Annotated in this window: 21 protein-coding genes; 12 read left to right on the forward strand and 9 right to left on the reverse strand. The window is 59.4% G+C overall.

The genetic code is table 11. The features are described from left to right. Nucleotides 1–29: 29 nt before the first annotated feature. On the reverse strand, nt 30–1,328 hold the full coding sequence (locus FE840_RS17095) for an adenylosuccinate synthase (protein WP_138287825.1): 1,299 nt from the start codon (nt 1,326–1,328) through the stop codon (nt 30–32). A 221-nt stretch (nt 1,329–1,549) separates the two neighbouring features. On the opposite strand from FE840_RS17095, the gene FE840_RS17100 reads away from it, so the two are divergent. Next, nucleotides 1,550–2,449 carry a DMT family transporter gene (locus FE840_RS17100; protein WP_171033721.1) on the forward strand — a complete coding sequence of 300 codons (900 nt, stop codon included), beginning with the start codon at nt 1,550–1,552 and terminating at the stop codon, nt 2,447–2,449. A gap of 103 nt (nt 2,450–2,552) precedes the next feature. On the opposite strand, the gene FE840_RS17105 is transcribed toward FE840_RS17100, so the two are convergent. The 4 genes from FE840_RS17105 to ung form a co-directional block, all read right to left on the reverse strand. Then, nucleotides 2,553–3,005 carry a RodZ family helix-turn-helix domain-containing protein gene (locus FE840_RS17105; RefSeq protein WP_138287827.1) on the reverse strand — a complete coding sequence of 151 codons (453 nt, stop codon included), beginning with the start codon at nt 3,003–3,005 and terminating at the stop codon, nt 2,553–2,555. Nucleotides 3,006–3,048: 43 nt separating this feature from the next. Further along, complete coding sequence (locus FE840_RS17110) at nt 3,049–3,447, reverse strand: DUF1236 domain-containing protein (protein ID WP_138287828.1); 399 nt, start codon at nt 3,445–3,447, stop codon at nt 3,049–3,051. 195 nt (nt 3,448–3,642) lie between these two features. After that, on the reverse strand, nt 3,643–5,070 hold the full coding sequence (locus FE840_RS17115; protein WP_138287829.1) for an aldehyde dehydrogenase family protein: 1,428 nt from the start codon (nt 5,068–5,070) through the stop codon (nt 3,643–3,645). Nucleotides 5,071–5,264: 194 nt separating this feature from the next. Continuing rightward, complete coding sequence (gene ung, locus FE840_RS17120) at nt 5,265–5,951, reverse strand: uracil-DNA glycosylase (RefSeq protein ID WP_138287830.1); 687 nt, start codon at nt 5,949–5,951, stop codon at nt 5,265–5,267. 56 nt (nt 5,952–6,007) lie between these two features. On the opposite strand from ung, the gene FE840_RS17125 reads away from it, so the two are divergent. Beyond that, nucleotides 6,008–6,403 (forward strand): hypothetical protein, encoded by a 396-nt coding sequence (locus FE840_RS17125; RefSeq protein ID WP_138287831.1) that lies wholly within the window; start codon nt 6,008–6,010, stop codon nt 6,401–6,403. Next, nucleotides 6,400–7,011: a DedA family protein gene (locus FE840_RS17130; RefSeq protein WP_138287832.1), complete on the forward strand. Its 612-nt coding sequence runs from the start codon at nt 6,400–6,402 to the stop codon at nt 7,009–7,011. Before FE840_RS17125 ends, FE840_RS17130 begins: the two co-directional genes overlap by 4 nt. Here FE840_RS17130 and FE840_RS17135 read toward each other — a convergent pair. The 4 genes from FE840_RS17135 to FE840_RS17150 form a co-directional block, all read right to left on the reverse strand. Continuing rightward, nucleotides 6,999–7,775, reverse strand: coding sequence for an HpcH/HpaI aldolase family protein (locus FE840_RS17135; RefSeq protein WP_138287833.1), 777 nt, complete (start codon nt 7,773–7,775; stop codon nt 6,999–7,001). The genes FE840_RS17130 and FE840_RS17135 overlap by 13 nt on opposite strands. Nucleotides 7,776–7,955: 180 nt before the next feature. After that, a complete protein-coding gene (locus FE840_RS17140; RefSeq protein ID WP_138287834.1) occupies nt 7,956–9,527 on the reverse strand; it encodes a GMC family oxidoreductase in 1,572 nt (523 codons plus the stop codon). Nucleotides 9,528–9,625: 98 nt separating this feature from the next. Further along, nucleotides 9,626–10,156: a twin-arginine translocation signal domain-containing protein gene (locus FE840_RS17145; protein WP_138287835.1), complete on the reverse strand. Its 531-nt coding sequence runs from the start codon at nt 10,154–10,156 to the stop codon at nt 9,626–9,628. A 117-nt stretch (nt 10,157–10,273) separates the two neighbouring features. After that, nucleotides 10,274–10,669, reverse strand: a complete 396-nt coding sequence (locus tag FE840_RS17150) for a VOC family protein (RefSeq protein ID WP_138287836.1) — start codon at nt 10,667–10,669, stop codon at nt 10,274–10,276. 217 nt (nt 10,670–10,886) lie between these two features. On the opposite strand from FE840_RS17150, the gene FE840_RS17155 reads away from it, so the two are divergent. From FE840_RS17155 to FE840_RS17195, 9 genes are all read left to right on the forward strand, one after another. Beyond that, nucleotides 10,887–11,195, forward strand: a complete 309-nt coding sequence (locus FE840_RS17155) for a ribbon-helix-helix domain-containing protein (protein WP_138287837.1) — start codon at nt 10,887–10,889, stop codon at nt 11,193–11,195. Nucleotides 11,196–11,303: 108 nt separating this feature from the next. Beyond that, complete coding sequence (locus FE840_RS17160) at nt 11,304–12,251, forward strand: sugar-binding transcriptional regulator (protein WP_138287838.1); 948 nt, start codon at nt 11,304–11,306, stop codon at nt 12,249–12,251. 242 nt (nt 12,252–12,493) lie between these two features. Then, nucleotides 12,494–13,807: an ABC transporter substrate-binding protein gene (locus tag FE840_RS17165; protein ID WP_138287839.1), complete on the forward strand. Its 1,314-nt coding sequence runs from the start codon at nt 12,494–12,496 to the stop codon at nt 13,805–13,807. A 162-nt stretch (nt 13,808–13,969) separates the two neighbouring features. Beyond that, the gene (locus tag FE840_RS17170) at nt 13,970–14,842 is read left to right on the forward strand and encodes a carbohydrate ABC transporter permease (protein WP_138287840.1); all 873 of its coding nucleotides are present in this window, start codon (nt 13,970–13,972) and stop codon (nt 14,840–14,842) included. 10 nt (nt 14,843–14,852) lie between these two features. After that, entirely contained in the window at nt 14,853–15,677 is an 825-nt protein-coding gene (locus FE840_RS17175; RefSeq protein WP_138287841.1) for a carbohydrate ABC transporter permease, read from the forward strand. 12 nt (nt 15,678–15,689) lie between these two features. Beyond that, the gene (locus FE840_RS17180) at nt 15,690–16,688 is read left to right on the forward strand and encodes an ABC transporter ATP-binding protein (RefSeq protein ID WP_138287842.1); all 999 of its coding nucleotides are present in this window, start codon (nt 15,690–15,692) and stop codon (nt 16,686–16,688) included. Next, the gene (locus FE840_RS17185) at nt 16,685–17,461 is read left to right on the forward strand and encodes an L-iditol 2-dehydrogenase (RefSeq protein WP_138287843.1); all 777 of its coding nucleotides are present in this window, start codon (nt 16,685–16,687) and stop codon (nt 17,459–17,461) included. The genes FE840_RS17180 and FE840_RS17185 overlap by 4 nt, the downstream gene beginning before the upstream one ends. Nucleotides 17,462–17,511: 50 nt before the next feature. Continuing rightward, nucleotides 17,512–18,996: a mannitol dehydrogenase family protein gene (locus FE840_RS17190; protein ID WP_138287844.1), complete on the forward strand. Its 1,485-nt coding sequence runs from the start codon at nt 17,512–17,514 to the stop codon at nt 18,994–18,996. 4 nt (nt 18,997–19,000) lie between these two features. Then, nucleotides 19,001–19,678, forward strand: a complete 678-nt coding sequence (locus FE840_RS17195; protein WP_138287845.1) for an HAD family hydrolase — start codon at nt 19,001–19,003, stop codon at nt 19,676–19,678. Nucleotides 19,679–19,683 lie beyond the last annotated feature (5 nt).

Here is a 19,683-nt window from a genome sequence, read left to right on the forward strand (position 1 = left end):
GACCGACAAAACACCAATAAACCCTTAACTTAGTCCTCGAAAGGGTCCGTCACAAGTATCGTGTCGTCACGCTCGGGACTTGTCGACAGGAGAGCAACCGGCGCACCGATCAATTCCTCCACCTGACGCACATACTTAATAGCCTGAGCCGGCAAATCCGCCCATTTTCGGGCGCCTACGGTCGATTCCTTCCAACCTTCCAGCGTGATATAGATCGGCTCGACACGAGCCTGGGCCGCCTGAGCTGCCGGAAGATAGTCGATTTCCTGACCGTCGAGCTTGTAGCCGACGCAGATCTTCAGCTCTTCGAGACCGTCGAGAACGTCAAGCTTGGTCAGCGCAATGCCCGTGATTCCATTGGTGGCCACCGACTGGCGCACCAATGCGGCATCGAACCAGCCGCAGCGACGCTTGCGCCCTGTGACCGTCCCGAATTCATGGCCCTTCTCCCCCAGGAACTGGCCGATCTCGTCATGCAATTCCGTCGGGAAAGGCCCTTCTCCAACGCGGGTCGTGTAGGCCTTGGTGATGCCAAGGATATAGCCGAGCGAGCCCGGTCCCATGCCGGAACCGGCTGCGGCCTGACCGGCAACGGTATTGGACGAGGTGACAAAGGGATAGGTGCCGTGATCGATATCGAGCAGCGAGCCCTGGGCGCCCTCAAACAAGATGCGCGAACCCTTGCGGCGCTCCTTGTCCAGCAAGCGCCAGACCGAATCCATGAAGGGCAACACCTGATCGGCGATGGAGGTCAGCTCGTCCATGATCGTCTTGTGTTCGATTTCGGCGACACCGAAGCCGCGACGCAGCGCGTTGTGGTGGGTCAGGATGCGCTCGACCTTGCCATCCAGCGCATCAAGGTCAGCAAGGTCCATCACCCGGATCGCGCGACGACCGACCTTGTCTTCGTAAGCCGGGCCAATGCCGCGACGGGTTGTGCCGATCTTCGTGCCGCTGTTGGAGGCGGCATCTTCGCGCATGCCGTCGAGTTCCCGGTGCATTGAGAGAATCAGCGTCGCATTTTCAGCAATCCGCAGGTTATCCGGGGTGACATTGACGCCTTGGTCCTTCAGGCGGCCGATTTCGGCGATCAGCGCATGCGGGTCAACAACCACGCCGTTACCGATGACAGCCTTCTTGCCGGGACGGACAACACCGGACGGGAGAAGCGAGAGCTTGTAGGAAACACCATCGATGACGAGCGTGTGGCCTGCGTTATGGCCACCCTGGAAACGGACGACGATGTCCGCCCGTTCAGAGAGCCAGTCAACGATCTTGCCCTTGCCCTCGTCACCCCATTGCGAACCAATCACCACGACATTCGTCATTTCGAAATCCTGTTACCTGCGCGCAGACAGCGCGTCACCCAAACCCGCGCATCTATACTGTTTTGTTTTAGGGAAATCGACCCGTTTAAGTGGGGCATTTGGCTTTTTGCGTGACAAAGGAGCGGGCCTGACCTATTTCCGAGCGGCCATGGGGAATTGGAGGGGGAGTCTGGTTCCACATCCACACGACACGAGCGATCCAGCACATGGGAAGAGACATCTTGCCAATACGTTCCTATTTATTTCTGGTTATCACGACCCTTTTGTGGGGCGGGAATACGATTGCAGGCAAACTGGCGGTTGGACATGTTAGCCCCATGGTGCTCAGTTTCGGACGATGGGCGCTTGCGACCGGCGTCATAGTCGCAATAGCCGTGCCGCAAATCCGAAAGGACTGGCCACTCCTCAAGGCGAACTGGAAACTGCTCTTCGCCTATGGAGCGATCGGCTATGCCGCCTTCAATGGCTTTCTCTATACAGCCTTGAAATATACAAGCGCCGTCAACGGCGCGATCCTCCAGGGCGCCATCCCGGTGCTGATTTTCGTCGCCAATTTTCTCTTGTTCCGAACGGCTGTCCTGCCGATCCAGATCGTAGGCTTCCTGATCAGCTTCATAGGCGCCGCCGTTACCGCGTCCCATGGCGACCTGACGACGCTTCTGGAACTGACCCTGAACTTCGGCGACTTCCTGATGCTGTGCGCCGGGATTGCCTATGCAATCTATACCGTTGCGCTGCGCTGGAAGCCGCCGGTGCATTGGAAGAGCCTGATGGCCGGCCCCGCGCTTGCGGCGTCACTCACCTGTCTGCCGCTCCTCTACTGGGAAGCCAGCAATGGCGACATCATCCTGCCTGATACGCAGGGCTGGTTGATCATTCTTTATGCCGGACTATTCCCCTCTCTCGTTTCACAGATCCTCTACATCAAAGGGGTTGAAGGCATCGGCGCAAATCGCGCCGGACTGTTCATCAATCTCGTGCCCGTCTTCGGCACCTTTCTCTCGATCACGATCCTCGGAGAGAGACTCGAACTCTTCCACGTCATCGCTCTAGCCCTGGTCCTGGGTGGTATTGCGATCGCCGAACTTGGGAAAAAGCCAACACCCAAACTCACCCCCTGAACGAAGCGTCCTGCCGGGGATGAAACAGACAAAAGCCGCCAGCGACCTGCTGGCGGCTTTCTTCCTGATAGGGGGGTCAACACGCTGCCCCCGGGCTGACCCCTTAAGGGTTCGTCGTGGTGCCCGGTGTTGCTGAACCAGGGGTGGTTGTTACACCGCCTGAAGCTGGCGGCGCGGGTTGCTGCGTGCCGGGTGTTGTCGTGCTCGGCTCGCTCAGCGACGGCTCGGCGGGAACGGGAGCGGTCGGGGTCGAGGGAGACGGATCAGCCGGAACAACAGTACCCTGCGGGACGGTTGGATCAGCACCGGTCGTGGTCGGCGGAACCGGTTCGTCGGGCGTTGTACCAGTGGTGGTTTCCACCTCCGGCGGTACCGGGTCGGTCGCAGTGATCGTGTCATCATTGCCTCCGAACATGAAGAAGGCACCCACCACCAGGGCGACGATGACAAGAAGTGCGATGCCGAGGCCCGCCCCGCCGCCGCCGCCCGTAACGCCAGCACGGTTCTGGGCCACTTTGGGCCGCTGCTCATGGACCGGTGGTCTTTGTTCCTGCATGGAATTTCCTCCTGCTTGGATCGTTGTAAGCCAGCGCTCTTGCTTACTGGACAACGCCAACGATCACATAGGTTTCAGGATCGACGATCACGCGCTGCTCGTTGACGATGGCGTAGGAATAGGTCGGATCCTGGGGAATGGGTTGCAGCACCACTTCGCGCGGCAACGGTTCGCCAACGGCAATCGGGCGCTCGATAACGATGGCATCGGCAGGAAGCGGCTGCTCGCGGACATAGGTCACGACCGGGGCCGGAGGCGGCTTGACGGCAGTTCCGGCGATGGCGCCAACCACACCGCCGACAGCAGCGCCAACAGGTCCACCGACGATGGCACCGGTAACAGCACCACCGGCAGCGCCGGTCACTGTACTATCCTGCGCAAGCGCAACACCGGAGGAAATACTTAGAAAAGCCGCAGTTATTGCAAGAATCTTCGTCTTCATGGCATCATCCTTTCCTTTGAACGAATGTCTGCCGAAAGAACTAACTGCCGCTATATTTGTTCCGGGCCTCCATGGCCTGCCTTGAAATCACCTTCTACAGGGAGAAATAGGGGCGAATCCGTGACCAGACCGCTGATGCGCAAAGTCGAAACGCCATATTTCGATGAAAAGAACACTATAGGGGCTCTTCTGCCGTCACTCGCCCCAGCCGACAACGCCCTTGATTTCCAGGAAATCGTGAATGCCCCAATCGGCATATTCGCGACCATTGCCTGACTGCTTGTAGCCACCGAAAGGCGCAAACGTATCCCACTTGGGATAGTTGAGATAAACTGAACCGGCACGCATCTGACCGGCGACGCGCCGCGCATGATCGATGTCTTGTGACTGCACATAGGCGGCAAGCCCGTAGACGGTGTCATTGGCGATCGATATCGCATGCTCCTCGCCATGATAGGGTAGGATTGACAGCACCGGTCCGAAAATCTCTTCCCGCGCAATTGTCATGTCGTTGCTGACATGACCAAATATGGTTGGCTGGACAAAGAAACCGCGATTGAGATGACCGGGACGTCCCTCCCCTCCCGTCACCAGCAATGCACCATCATCGATACCCGCCTCGATCAGCCGCTGAACCTTGTTGAACTGCTGCAGACTGACCACCGGCCCAAGCATGGTACCTTCAGCCTGCGGGTCACCAACCACGAAACGCAGTGCCTCGTCACGGGCAATTTCCAATGCCTCGCTGTGCCTGTCTGCCGGAACAAGCATCCGCGTAGGAGCGTCACAGGACTGGCCCGAATTGCCGAAACAGCCCTCAACTCCCTGTCTTACGGCAGCTTCGAAATCCGCATCAGGCAGGATTATGTTGGCCGACTTGCCTCCGAGTTCCTGCGCCACGCGCTTGACCGTAAGAGCTGCCGTCTGGGCAACGATGATGCCGGCCCGCGTCGATCCGGTAAACGACACCATGTCAACACCGGGATGCCCGGCCATGACCTGTCCGACATCCGGACCGGTACCATTGACCATGTTGAAAACGCCGGGCGGTGTTCCCGCCTCTTCCATGATCTCGGCGAAGATCACGCCGGATATGGGCGCAACTTCAGACGGCTTGAGAACGACTGTGCAGCCGGCGGCAATCGCCGGAGCCACCTTGCAGACAATCTGATTGAGAGGCCAGTTCCACGGGGTGATCAAGGCACAGACGCCAATTGGCTCTCGAACGATCCGCGTTGATCGCCGCATCTCCGAAAACGAGAATTCTTTGAGAGCCGCAATGGTCGACTTCAAATGCGCGCGCCCGGCGCCAACCTGGCTTTCCCGCGAAAACTGGATGGGCGCACCCATTTCACGGGTCACGGCCTGCGCCAGATCCTCGGAACGGCGGTTATAGGCTGCAAGAATGCGCTCCAGAAGATCAAGGCGGGTTTCGCGGCTTGCCTGGGAGAAAGAGGGAAACGCGGCTCTGGCCGCAGCGACAGCCTTGTCGACATCGGCTCTCGATCCAACGGCAATCGCGGTGAAGGGCTCTTCGGTTGATGGATCGATGACATCCAGCAAGGCCGAGGTGGCAGGTGCCACCCAGGCGCCATCAATGAAGAACTTCAGATGGTTGGACATAATCACTCCAGACTCGGCGGGTCGCCAATGGGGAGCACTATTGACCAAGTGTTGATTGACCGCAAGAACGCGGAAAGTGGAATGCCCCTCTGACCCAAAACTTGACAGACGACAGATTCAACGTGAGCTTCTGTTGGGCAAAACCCCAATGCCTTCAAATTCTTCGTGAATGATCTTCGTTCAAATGCATGAGTTTACGGTGCGACGCGCCAGTCTATCGGTTCCCGCCCATGGGCCAGCAAATACTGGTTCGCTTTCGAAAAGGGCCTGGAACCAAAAAAGCCGTTATGCGCGGACAGTGGCGAAGGATGCGGAGACTTCAGCACCAGATGGCGCTTGCCATCGACAAAGGAGGCTTTCTTCTGGGCATAGGAGCCCCATAGGATGAAAACGACATGCTCCAGACGTTCATTCACGACCCTGATGACGGCGTCCGTGAACTGCTCCCACCCCTTGCCCTGATGGGACGCTGCGCGCCCTTCCTCAACGGTCAGAACGCTGTTGAGCAGCAGCACCCCCTGTTGCGCCCAGTTCTCCAGGAAGCCGTGTTTTGCAGGTTCGATACCAAGATCGCTCTGCAACTCTTTGTATATATTGACCAATGACGGTGGTATCCGGACGCCTGGCTGAACGCTGAAGCATAGCCCATGGGCCTGACCAGCGCCGTGATAGGGGTCCTGCCCCAGAATCACCACGCGAACTGCCTCCAGCGGGGTGAGATCCAGAGCACGGAAGTATTCGCTTCCCTTGGGAAAAATCGGCTTACCATTGTTCTTCTCGGCAAGCAGAAAAGCCTTCAGCGCCCGCATGTAATCGCTGTCGAATTCTGCCGACAAGGCCTGTTTCCAGCTCTCGTCCAGCTTCACCTCGGATGTTGCCATTGCGACCCTTGCCCGCTTGCTATTACATGGCCCTTGATGACCGGGGGATGGACGGCATGTCAACCCACAGACCGGGCGATGCGCAGGAGACGATGATGCAGGCTCTGACAAGGCTATGGAAAAACCATCGGCTGCTTGTCATCGGCTTCTCGCTCGCTTCGATGATTGCGCTGGTTTTCTTGGTCAGGCTGTTGCTTTTTGCGCTCTACTGGCAGGATCCGGACCATCGCAACCAGCCGCTCGAAGCCTGGATGACGCTGGGTTATGTCGCCCATTCCTACGACATTCCGCGACACGCGCTGTTTGAGGAACTAGCCTTCGACCCGACTGCCAGAGAAGAACGCCCCACCCTTGCCGAGCTTGCGGAGGAACGCGGCGTGACGTTCGAAGTGCTTGAACAGCAGATCATTGCCGCCATTGAAGACATCCGACGCGAGACACCTCGCCCATGAGCGAAGCCTTGCTGGAAATCATACCGGCCTACGGCTTGCCCATGCTGGCGCTTTTGACGGCGCTCAGTTGCCTCGGCCTGCCCTTCCCCGTCTCTTTCGCCATGATGCTGATGGGATCGCTTGCAGCAGCCGGGGACTTCGACGTCACGCTGGTCTTCATGACAGCATTTCTTGCAGCGCTGCTGGGCGACCAGATCGGATTTGCTGTTGGTCGCTACGGTGGAACCCGGGTCATCGCGAGGATTACCAGAACGCCGCAGCGCAAGGCGATGCTGGCGCAAGCCGAGGCCCGGATGGCGGCGACTGGAATGACCGCAGTCTTCTTCACCCGCTGGCTGCTGTCACCGATCGGCCCCTATGTGAACATCATAGCCGGGGCGACACGCTTTCCCTGGGCCCGCTTTTCTCTGGCGAGCTTTGCCGGTGAACTGATCTGGACTGGCGGCTACACAGGTCTCGGCGTGGTGTTCGCCGATAACATCGTGGCCATTGCCGAATTTGCGAGCGACCTGAGCGGCCTCCTTGTCAGCGCCGTCGTGGCGCTCGCGCTTGGCTGGCGAATCCTGCAGATCCTGCGGCACAGCCGGAGCGACAATCACGAAGCCTGACGCGAGGCCTTTGCTAAAGCGGCAGCCCCACTCATCAAGAGGCCGACATCGGACCCGATGCCGGCAAAACGGATACCGGCTGACTTGGCCACCGCCAGCATGTCGGGATCCGTTGTCATGATGCCCGCCGGTTTGCCTGCGGCCCGGATCCTGGCGATCAGCGCCTCCACCACGGCCTTCACCTCAGGATGCGATGATGTGCCCGGATAGCCCATATCCGCGGCAAGATCGGCAGGACCGATCAGGATCGCATCGATGCCGGGTGTGGCCAGAATGGCATCAGCATTGTCAACGCCCAGACGGCTTTCGATCTGCGCCACGAGACAGATTTCCCGATTGGCGGTTTCGGCATAATCCTTGATCCGACCAAAATCCGAGGCTCGGCCAAGACTGGCGCCCATGCCTCGGTTTCCTTCAGGCGGATAGCGGCAGGCGCTGGCAATCTGGGCTGCCTGTTCGCCCGTCTCCACCATGGGGATCAACAGGGTCTGCGCCCCGATATCGAGCGCCTGCTTGATCAGCCAGGTCTCTCCCATCGGCAGCCGGACAATTGGATGGGCCGGATGACGGGCAACCGCCGCCAGTTGCTGCGCCAGCAGCGGGATGTCGTTCGGGCCATGCTCGCCATCTAGCAGGATCCAGTCGAAACCGGCTCCGGCAACAATTTCCGCCGCGTGCGAATTGGCAAGCGCCACCCAAAGGCCGATCAGCAGATCCTGCCCCTCACAAAGCGCTTTCTTGAACGGGTTCACGGGTGCCGGCATGAGATCTCCTAAGGGGTATCAGGCCTCTGAAACAGACGGGAAGCAGAGACATTAGTGGAGCCGTGTGACGGCGCAAGTGAAACGGTAGCTTGTTCACATTGAACTGTAGGAAATCAAAAAACCAAACGGGCACAAGCTCTTGCTTGCGCCCGCTGTTGTGGAAGTTTCAGTTCTACACGCTCAGATCGCACCCTGTCCCATCTGCTCGGCGATGTAATCCGCCTGGCGGATCGACAGCGACACGATCGTCAGCGTGGGGTTTTCGGCAGCGCCGGTGGTGAACTGGCTGCCGTCCGAAACGAAGAGATTGCTGATGTCGTGGCTCTGACCCCATTTGTTGACCACACCGTCCTGCGCCTTTTCGCTCATCCTGTTGGTGCCGAGATTGTGGGTCGACGGATACGGCGGCGTCGGGAAGGCGCGGGTCGCGCCGACTGCTTCGTAAAGCGCAACACCCTGCTTATAGGCGTGATTGCGCATGGCCTCGTCGTTCGGGTGGTCGGTGAACCAGACATCCGGGATCGGCATGCCGTATTTGTCCTTGAGCTCGGCATGCAGCTTCACGGCATTCTGCTCCTGCGGCATGTCTTCGCCGACGATCCAGAGTCCGGCCATGTTGGCGTAATTGTCGAGCGCCGAGGTGAAGGACCGGCCCCAGCCGCCCGGATCGAGGAAGGCCGCCATGAAGGGCAGACCGAGCGCCAGGGTTTCAAGCTCGTACCCACCGACGAAACCGCGCGACCGATCGTGACGGGCTTCGTCTCTGATAATGCCGGCCATGGTCGTACCGCGATAGAAATGCACCGGCTTGTCGAAGACGGCATAGACCGAGCCGGTCGTGTGGCGCATGTAGTTCTTGCCGACCTGGCCCGACGAGTTGGAGAGCCCGTCCGGAAACATCGACGATGCGGAGTTCAAAAGCAGGCGCGGGCTTTCGATCGAATTGCCGGCCACGCAGACGACGCGGGCCTTCTGGCTCTGCAGATTGCCGTCCTTGTCGGCATAGACGACGGCATTCACCTTGCCGCTCGCATCATGCTCGATCTTGATGACGTGCGACTGCGGTCTGACTTCCAGCTTGCCGGTCGCTTCGCCCTTCGGAATTTCGGTGTAGAGGGTCGACCACTTGGCACCCCATTTACAGCCCTGGAAGCAGAAGCCGGTCTGCTGACAGCTCATGCGGTCGTCGCGATCGGCCGAGTTGATTGCCATGTTGCCGGTGTGACAGTCCTTATAGCCGAGCTTGTCGGCGCCGGCCTTCAGGATCTTGAAGTTGTTGTTGCCGGGCAGCCCCTCGATCCCGTTGGTCCGGGTCACGCCCATCTTGTCTTCGGCTTTGGCGTAATATGGCTCCAGATCGGCATAGCTGATCGGCCAGTCGAGAAGATTGGCACCTTCGACCTTGCCGTAGTGGGTCAGCGTCTTGAACTCATGCTCCTGGAAGCGCAGCGATGCACCCGCCCAGTGCGTGGTCGTGCCGCCAACCGCCTTGACGATCCAGGCCGGCAGATTGGGGAAATCCTTTGATACCCGCCAGCCGCCGCCGGTCGTGCGGTGATCGAGCCAGGCGAGCTGGGCAAAGCTGTCCCACTCGTCGTTGATGAATTCCTCATACTCGATGCGGGCACCAGCTTCGAGCACGACAACATCGATGCCCTTTTGCGCAAGCTCGTTGGCGAGCGTTCCGCCGCCTGCACCGGAGCCGATGATGACGACCACGCTGTCGTCGTTGAGATCATAGGGGGCTGCCATTGTTTCCTCCCGGAAAATCAGTCAATTGGAAATACGCCGCCGCTCCCATACGCGATGGGCCTCCTTCGGCTGCGATGAATGCGTGTCTTGGGTCAGGCTCAGAGCCAGGTGATGTCGTCGAACCCGCGCTCGATATAGCCGCCCTTGGAATAGGACTCGCCCTCGTAACCAAAGATCGGCCAGATCTCCTTCTGGTTATAGAGACTGACCACCATGTCGCCACGCACCGCCTGGAAGAAGGGCATCTTCTCGATTTCGCGCAGGATCGCCACGCGATCATCCTCCCAACCAAGGCCCCGATAACCGCCGGCACCGGCTCTGCGGTCGAGATCGGCCACGCCCTCCTCGATCAGCGCCTTGTGCGCCTCATCTTTCGCCGCCATCATGTCCTGGCCCTTGACCGCAACCGCATAGAAGCGGTCGGCAAGCTGGTCATGCGGGTAGATGTCGCGCGCCATCTTGATGAGCGTCGCCAGCGTATCCGGCTTCAGGGCTGTCGCTTCCAGGCCCCAGGCCTGATCGGGACAGATCACTGCCGTTCCCGTGATGATCAGCGCAGCCGTTGCCGCGCCGCTTTTCAGCAGTTGGCGGCGGGACATATGCCCGGTTTTGTCGAGTATGGTTACCACGATTGTCTCCTCCAATTATGATGCAGCGCGGCTTACCGCCACCTGCCGGCATGCGCCCAAACGGCGCCGTCCACATTGCCTGTCGGAGCCGGACAGCCTCCACTGTCCGGCTCCGCCTTACTTGAACCGACCGTGGCGCTGCAGGACTTCGATCTTGTAGCCGTCGGGATCGGTGATGAAGAAGAAGCGGGCGACCAAGGCTCCGTCCCGGTTGAACTCGACGATCTTGTTCGGATTCAAGCCCAGATCCGTCAGCCGCTTGTGCTCGGCATCAAGATCCGCAACGCTGACAGCAAGATGGCCGTAACCATCGCCAAGATTGTAGGCCTCTTCCCGTCCCTTGTTGACGGTCAGTTCCAGCTCGAATTCGCATTCCGCATTGCTGAGATAGACCAGCGTGAATGTTTCGAAGTCCAGGCGGTCCGCAATCTCAAGGCCAAAGGCTTGGGTGTAGAAAGAAACCGACCGCGTCTCATCGAGAACCCGGATCATCGAATGGATCATCTTTGCCAAGTCATGCTCCTCGTTGTTGGGCAGTTTTGATGTTCCGATGATGATCCAGCTTTTGTCGCCGTGGGTAGCAGCGGGCTACCGCATCATCTTTTTCTGAGCCGGTTGAATGGCCCATTATGCGCCGTCCTGGAGATGCACTTTAGAAAAGCCGGAAATTGACCAAAGAGAAGCCTCGGGCCATACTCGTCGAAAACATAAGACAAGGGAGGAGTACGAGATGTGCGAAGTCTTCGCAGGACAGGATCCGGCTCGCTACCGAGCCGTCAACCGATCGGTAAGGATCGCCGGTCATTCGACCAGCATTCAGCTTGAAGCCGCATTCTGGGACCTCATCGACGAAATTGCGGCAAGCCAGAACTTTTCGACCTCGCGATTCTTGTCGACGCTCTATGACGAAGCCATGGAGATCAACGGCACGGTATCCAATTTCGCTTCACTCCTGAGAACGAGCTGTCTCATCTATCTGATGAGCAAGGCTCAGCATCCGGGTAAAGAGCCGGAATTCCACATTATTGCAGCCGAATAGGTCGCATTTCTGCTCTTGTATTCGTCAGCCGCCAGCGACAGGCATCTGCCGCGATTGACAGCCCTTTTGCCAAGGCGCTACTCAATCTGACGGAGATGAAGGATTGCAATGACGAAACGGACAGGCAGCAACGGTCGTTTGGATGACGCAGCACGGGCCGGTTGGCTCTATTACGTCGCCGGTCGCACCCAGGACGAGATCGCTGCCGCCATGGGGATATCCCGGCAGAGTGCCCAGCGCCTCGTTTCCCTGTCCGTCGCCGAAAAGCTCGTGAAGGTGCGGCTCGATCATCCGATCGCCGCCTGTCTGGAACTGGCAGACGCAATTCAACAGAAATACGGTCTGAAGCAGGTCGAGATTGTCCCCTCCGACCCAGGCTCCGAATCGGCCACGGTCGGCGTTGCCGAAGCCGGTGCCGCAGAGCTTGAGAAATGGCTGAGGCAGACGGATCCGCTTGTCATTGCCATGGGAACGGGTCGAACATTGCGGGCGATGATCGATCAGCTTTCGCCGATGGAATGTCCCCAACACAAGATCGTCTCACTGACAGGAAATATCAGTCCGGACGGCTCTGCCGCCTATTTCAACGTCATTTTCTCCATGGCGGACGCCATCAAGGCCCCCCACTTCCCCATGCCTCTGCCCGTGATTGTTTCCTCGCGGGCCGAGCGCGAACTCCTGCATCGCCAGCCGCTGGTGGCGCCCACGCTCGAACTCGGGAAGCACTCGGATGTGACCTTCGTCGGCATCGGAGAAATGGCGCTGGGCGCACCGCTGCAGCTCGACGGTTTTCTGGACAAGGGCGAGATGGAAGACCTGCTCAAGGCGGGTGCCACCGGCGAGATCTGCGGCTGGGTCTATGGCAAGGACGGCCGCCTGCTTGATCACCCGGTCAATGAACGCGTGGCCAGCATCACCATTCCGTCACGCGAGACGTCTACCGTCATTGGCATGGCTCGCGGCAAGCGCAAGCACGCTGCCATCAAGGCCGCCGTTACTGGTGGCCATATCAACGCGCTCATTACCGACGAAGACGCCGCCAGAGCGCTGCTCTAACGCGCAGATCAGCCTGAAAATGCAATTCAGCTTTGCTTGTCCGGTCACTGCGGGACAGGGATCGGCCACGCCGCATTCTTTTGCTTGGCATCACGGTGATCGATTTTTTTCGCAATCTTATCAATTGCCTGATGAAGAATTCCGGCATTGCAGCACAGAATCCGTGTTGACATTTGCCATCAGTAAAGTGAGTAATTGCCCATGAGCTAAGCGAATGCTCATTTTTCTTCTGGGAGGAAGTCATGAAATTGAAGACAATTCTGCTGGGCGCATGCTCGGCTCTCGCGCTGGCTGGCTTTGCCTCGGCGGAAACCCTGACGATCGCCACAGTCAACAATGGCGACATGATCCGCATGCAGGGCCTGACCGACGACTTCAAGGCGAAGAACCCAGGCATCGAGCTCGAATGGGTGACATTGGAAGAAAACGTCCTGCGTGAACGCGTGACGACGGATATCGCCACCAAGGGTGGCCAATATGACATCATGACGATCGGTACCTATGAGGTTCCGATCTGGAGCAAGCAGGGCTGGCTTCTGCCGCTGGAAAACCTCGGCGCCGATTATGACGTCGATGATCTCCTGCCCGCGATCCGTTCCGGCCTCACCGGTGAAGACGGCAAGCTCTATGCCGCACCCTTCTACGGCGAAAGCTCGATGGTCATGTACCGCAAGGACCTGATGGAAAAGGCCGGGCTTACAATGCCCGACGCCCCGACCTGGGACTTCATCGCCGACGCGGCGCGCAAGATGACCGACCGCGCCAACGATATCAACGGCATCTGCCTGCGCGGCAAGGCCGGCTGGGGTGAGAACATGGCCTTCCTGACGGCCACCTCGAATGCGTTTGGCGCCCGCTGGTTCGACGAGAACTGGCAGCCGCAGTTTGACCAGCCCGAATGGAAGAACACGCTCGAATTCTACGTGAACCTGATGAATGACGCCGGCCCGCAGGGTGCGTCTTCCAACGGCTTCAACGAAAACCTGGCTCTCTTCCAGCAGGGCAAGTGCGGCATGTGGATCGATGCGACCGTCGCAGCCTCTTTCGTGACCAACCCGAATGACTCAACCGTCGCCGACAAGGTCGGTTTCGCCCTCGCCCCCGACACCGGTCTGGGCAAGCGCGGCAACTGGCTCTGGGCCTGGAACCTCGCCATCCCGGCAGGTACCCAGAAGGCGGAAGCAGCCGAGAAATTCGTCGCCTGGGCAACCAGCAAGGACTACCTTGCGCTGGTTGCGGAAAAGGAAGGCTGGGCTAACGTTCCTCCGGGCACGCGGACCTCTCTCTATGAGAACCCGGAATACCAGGCCGCGGCACCCTTCGCCAAGATGACACTCGACTCGATCAATGCCGCCGACCCGAAGAACCCGACGGTGAAGCCGGTGCCCTATGTCGGTGTGCAGTTTGTCGCGATCCCCGAGTTCCAGAGCCTCGGCACCTCCGTCGGCCAGCTCTTCTCGGCAGCCCTTGCAGGCCAGATGTCGGTTGATGACGCGCTTGCCCAGGCTCAGAGCCTAACGACACGCGAAATGACCCGCGCGGGCTACATCAAGTAATCATACCTCCCGACCAACACCGCCCGGATTGCGATCCGGGCGGTGCAGACAGGACCGTACCATCCACCTTGGGTGGCGACTGGTTCCAGCATAGACTGACGACGAGATAACAACCGGAGGGCAGGCTTTTGCCGTCACTTCGGAGACAGGGTGGACAAGACCATGGCGACACAGAACACAAGGGCGCTCGCGCGCCTGATGATGGCACCGTCGGTGGTGCTGCTGCTGATCTGGATGATCGTACCGCTGTCGATGACCCTTTGGTTCTCGTTCCAGAACTACAATCTTCTCAATCCGGCCAATGTCAGCTTTGCCGGCCTCTTCAACTACCGCTACTTCTACACCGACCCGGCCTTCTTCCAGTCGATCTGGAACACGCTCGTCATCGTTGGCGGCGTCCTGCTGATCACGGTCATTGGCGGAACGGCTCTCGCCTTGCTGCTCGATCAGCCGATGTTCGGCCAGGGGATCGTTCGTATCCTGGTGATCTCGCCCTTTTTCGTCATGCCGCCCGTGGCCGCCCTGATCTGGAAGAACATGATCATGCATCCCGGTTACGGCGTTCTGGCCGACATCGACCGGGCTTTGGGCTTTTCGCCGGTAGACTGGTTTGCCCAGTATCCGCTCTTTTCGATCATCATCATTGTCGCATGGCAATGGCTGCCGTTTGCCACGCTGATCCTGCTGACCGCGCTGCAATCGCTGGATGCCGAGCAGAAAGAAGCCGCCGAGATGGACGGCGCCAATGCCTTCAACCAGTTCATCTACCTGACCATCCCGCATCTGGCGCGCGCCGTGACCGTGGTGATCCTGATCCAGACCATCTTCCTGCTCGGGGTCTATGCGGAAATCCTGGTCACCACCAATGGCGGCCCCGGCTATGCCTCCACCAATCTCGTCTTCCTGATCTACCGCACGGCCCTTCTCGGCTACGACGTCGGTGGCGCTTCGGCAGGCGGCATCATCGCAATCATTCTCGCCAACATCGTCGCCATCTTCCTGATGCGCGCCGTCGGCAAGAACCTCGACCGGTAAGGACAAGGCCATGGCTCGCAACGTCACAACCCGGCGCAAGATCATCTTTACGGCAATTGCCTGGTCGCTCGCCCTCGTGATCTTCTTCCCGATCCTCTACACGCTGATCACCAGCGTGAAGACCGAGGCGGAGGCAATCCAGGGCTTCGACCTGATACCGACTTTCACGCTGGAAAACTATGTGACGGTCCAGACCCAGCGGGATTACGTCAAGCCGTTCATGAACTCCGTCATCCTGTCGGTGGGCTCAACCATCCTGGCCCTGATCGTCGGCATTCCTGCCGCCTGGGCCATGGCGTTTTCGCCGACCAAGCGGACCAAGGACATCCTGATGTGGATGCTCTCGACCAAGATGATGCCAGCCGTCGCCGTCCTCGTTCCGATCTACCTGCTGTTCCGGGATTTCGGCCTGCTCGACACCCGTATCGGCCTGACGATCATGCTGACGCTGATCAACCTGCCGATCGTCATCTGGATGCTCTACACCTATTTTCGCGAGATCCCCGGCGAGATCCTGGAAGCCGCGCGCATGGACGGTGCCTCGCTGTTCAACGAGATCGTCTATGTGCTGACACCCATGGCGATCCCGGGCATTGCTTCGACCATGCTTCTCAACATCATCCTCGCCTGGAACGAAGCCTTCTGGACCATCCGGCTCACGACGACAGATGCCGCGCCGCTCACCGCCTTTATTGCCTCCTTCTCCAGTCCGCAGGGGCTGTTCTGGGCGAAGCTGTCGGCGGCCTCGACCATGGCAATCGCGCCAATCGTCATCCTCGGCTGGTTCAGCCAGAAGCAACTCGTGCGCGGTCTGACCTTCGGCGCCGTCAAGTAAGGATACCCGATCATGGGCAGCATCAAACTCGAACAACTCTCCAAGTCTTTCGGCGAACACGCAGTCATCCCCGGGATCGACCTTGAGATCAACGACGGCGAATTCGTCGTCTTCGTCGGGCCATCGGGCTGCGGCAAGTCGACCCTTCTGCGTCTGATCGCAGGTCTGGAAGACGCGACCGGCGGACGCATCCTGATCGATGGCAAGGACCAGACCGCAACACCGCCGGCACAACGCGGCCTGGCGATGGTGTTCCAGTCCTACGCCCTTTATCCGCATATGAGCGTACGCTCGAATATCGGCTTTCCGCTGAAGATGGCAAAGGTCGATCCGGCCGAGATCGCCCGCAAGGTAGAGGAAGCAGCCCGCATCCTGAACCTCACCGACTATCTGGAGCGTCGACCGGGGCAGCTCTCGGGCGGCCAGCGCCAGCGTGTTGCCATCGGTCGTGCCATCGTGCGTAATCCGCGCTGCTTCCTTTTCGACGAGCCGTTGTCCAATCTGGATGCAGCACTTCGCGTCGCCATGCGACTCGAGATCACCGACCTGCATCAGAAGCTGAATGCCACCTCGATCTACGTTACCCATGATCAGGTGGAGGCCATGACCATGGCCGACAAGATCGTCGTTCTCAACAAGGGTCGCATCGAGCAGGTCGGATCGCCACTCGAACTCTATCGCAGCCCCGCCAATCTCTTTGTCGCCGGCTTCATCGGCTCCCCGAAGATGAACCTGATCAGCGGCAAGGCAGCCGCCGAACATGGAGCCCATACGATCGGAATGCGGCCAGAGCATCTGACCCTCTCCACGGACGGCGGCACATGGAAAGGCAAGGTTCAAATCGCCGAGCACCTGGGATCCGACACGTTCCTGCACATCGACGTCGAGGGGGTTGGCGCCCTGACGACCCGCACCGGCGGAGAATTCCCCGTGCGCCACGGCGACACGGTCTATGTGACCCCAGACATCGACCGCATCCACAAATTCAATGACAAGGGACTGGCCCAATGAGTGGCAGACTGAGCGGAAAATCAGCAATGATCACGGGTGCGGCACGCGGCATCGGACGCGCCTTCGCCGAGGCCTATGTCCAAGAGGGCGCAACAGTTGCGATCGCCGATATCGATCTCGCCCGCGCAGCCGCCACCGCCACGGAACTCGGATCATCGGCCTTTCCGGTCCATATCGATGTCTCGGATCAAGCCTCGATCGAGGCAGCCGTGGAAGCCTGCGTCAGACAGGCTGGCGGAATCGACATCCTCATCAACAATGCCGCAATCTTCGATCTCGCCCCCATCGTCGAGATCACCCGCCAAAGCTATCAGCGCATCTTCGATATCAATGTCGGCGGCACACTGTTTACCCTCCAGGCTGTCGCAAAGCAGATGATTGCTCAAGGGCGGGGCGGCAAGATCATCAACATGGCAAGCCAGGCAGGCCGTCGCGGCGAGCCCTTGGTAGGCGTCTATTGCGCCTCCAAGGCAGCGGTCATCTCGCTGACCCAATCGGCAGGTCTCGACCTGATCAAGCACGGCATCAATGTCAACGGCATCGCGCCCGGCGTGGTCGGCAGCGAGATGTGGGACGAAGTCGACGCACTCTTTGCCAGATATGAGAACCGGCCCCTTGGAGAGAAGAAGCGTCTGGTCGGCGAAGCCGTCCCCTTCGGTCGCATGGGCAAGGCGGAAGATCTGACGGGCATGGCGATTTTCCTTGCCACCGCCGAGGCCGATTACATCGTCGCCCAGACATACAATGTCGACGGCGGCAACTGGATGAGCTGAGCGAAACCCGGCGGACCGGCAAACGCGCCTGCCAATTCAAGGAACGGACCATGACCACCAAACTCTCGCTCGCCAATCTGCCCGCTATCGCAGCCAAGGCCACGGTCCCGGCCTACAGGCGCGAGCAGCTCTCACCCGGCATTCTTCACCTTGGCGTGGGCAATTTCCACCGCGCCCACATGGCGGTCTATCTGCACGAATTGTTCAATCAGGGACGTGATCTGGATTGGGCGATCATCGGGGCAGGTGTCATGCCGTCCGACCAGAAAATGAAGGCGACACTTGAGGCGCAGGACTGCCTGACGACGGTGGTCGAACAGGATATCGCCCGTTCTGAGGCCACCGTGACCGGCGCCATGATCGGCATCGTGACTGCCCCGGACTATGCCGCCATCATCGCGACAATGACCGACCCGAAGATTAGAATCGTATCGCTGACCATCACGGAAGGCGGCTACTTCATCGATCCGGCCACCGGCAGTTTCGACCCGACGCATCCGGCGATTGCCGCAGATGCCGCGGATCCCGAACACCCGAAGACCGTCTTCGGGCTCATTCTCGCGGGGCTGAAAGCCCGCCGCAAGGCAGGGATTCCGCCCTTTACGGTCATGTCCTGTGACAACATCCCCGGCAATGGCGAGGTAACGGAAGCCGCCGTGACCGGTCTTGCCAGACTGTTTGACCCGGAGCTTGCCCACTGGATCGAGGAAAACGTCGCCTTCCCCAATTCCATGGTCGATCGGATCACGCCAGCAACCGGCCCGCGCGAAATCGGCATCGTCAGCGAAAGCTACGGCATCGATGATGGCTGGCCGGTCTTCTGCGAAGAGTTCAAGCAATGGGTGCTGGAAGACAATTTTTCCATCGGACGCCCCGCATTGGAAGATGTCGGGGTTACCTTCGTCCCGGATGTTGCACCCTATGAGCTGATGAAACTGCGTATTCTCAACGGCGGCCATGCAGCGATTGCCTATCCGGCGGCCCTCATGGATATCCACTTCGTCCATGAGAGCATGGAAAACCCGCTGATCCGCGCCTTTCTTGCCAAGCTGGAAAAGGAGGAAATCATTCCGGTCGTTCCGCCGGTTCCCCATACGAGCCTGACCGACTATTTCGATCTGATCGAACGGCGCTTTGCCAATCCGAAGATCGGCGACACGATCCCGCGTCTCGCCCAGGACGGATCGAACCGTCAGCCGAAATTCATCCTGCCCTCGACAGCGGATCGCCTGGCACGAGGTCTCGATGTGACCGGGCTGGCGCTGGTGTCTGCCCTGTGGTGCAAGTATTTCGAAGGCGTCAGCGATAGCGGTCGACCGATCACCTTCAACGATACGGCAGCCGAGCGTCTTAATGCAGCGGCACTTGCCTCCCGCGCTGACCCGAAAGCCTTCCTCGCGCTTGGCGACATATTCGGCAAGGTCGGCACCAATCCTCTGTTCATTCAGCGCTTTTCGTCCGCCCTTGAAAGCTTGCGAAGCCTCGGCACCGCCGCTACGCTTCAGCGCTATCTCGAAAACAGACTGCAAGATTGATCCGATGAAGCCGCGGGCGAAGAGACTGGTGATTTTCGACTGCGACGGTGTTCTCGTCGATAGCGAGGTCATTGCGCTTGAGGTTCTCGTCTGGGCCCTTCAGGAAAAGGGGATCGCCCTGGACATCGATGGTGCCTCGGCACGGTTTCTGGGCCGCAGCCTCGGCTCCATGGCCAAGGTGGTTCAGGACGAGTTCGGTGTCGCCATCGACGACGACTTTCTCAACCGCATGCGGGACGAACTCTACAGCCGTTTTCGCCGTGAGCTGCGACCCGTCCGGGGCATAGAGGACGCTCTCCAGGATCTCGCGAAACAAGGCATCGACTGGTGCGTGGCATCCTCCAGCCAGCGGGAACGCATCGAATTGTCCCTTTCCGTCACCGGGCTTCTGGCGCATTTTTCCCCGCATATCTTCAGCGCCACCATGGTGGAAAACGGCAAGCCGGCACCCGATCTCTTTCTCCATGCGGCAAGCAGCATGGGCATCGAGCCGAAGAATTGTATGGTGGTGGAAGACAGCCCAGCCGGCATTTCAGCAGCAAAGGCGGCAGGCATGAAGGTGCTGGCCTTTACCGGCGGGTCCCATACGACCAGTCCGGCCTATGGCGATGCACTGGACGCCCTGCATCCGGATCACCGGTTTGACGCCATGGGCGAATTGCTCCAGTTTGTCCAAAAATGAAAAAC

The sequence above is a fragment of the Peteryoungia desertarenae genome (genome assembly GCF_005860795.2).
Classification (GTDB): Bacteria; Pseudomonadota; Alphaproteobacteria; order Rhizobiales; family Rhizobiaceae; genus Allorhizobium; species Allorhizobium desertarenae.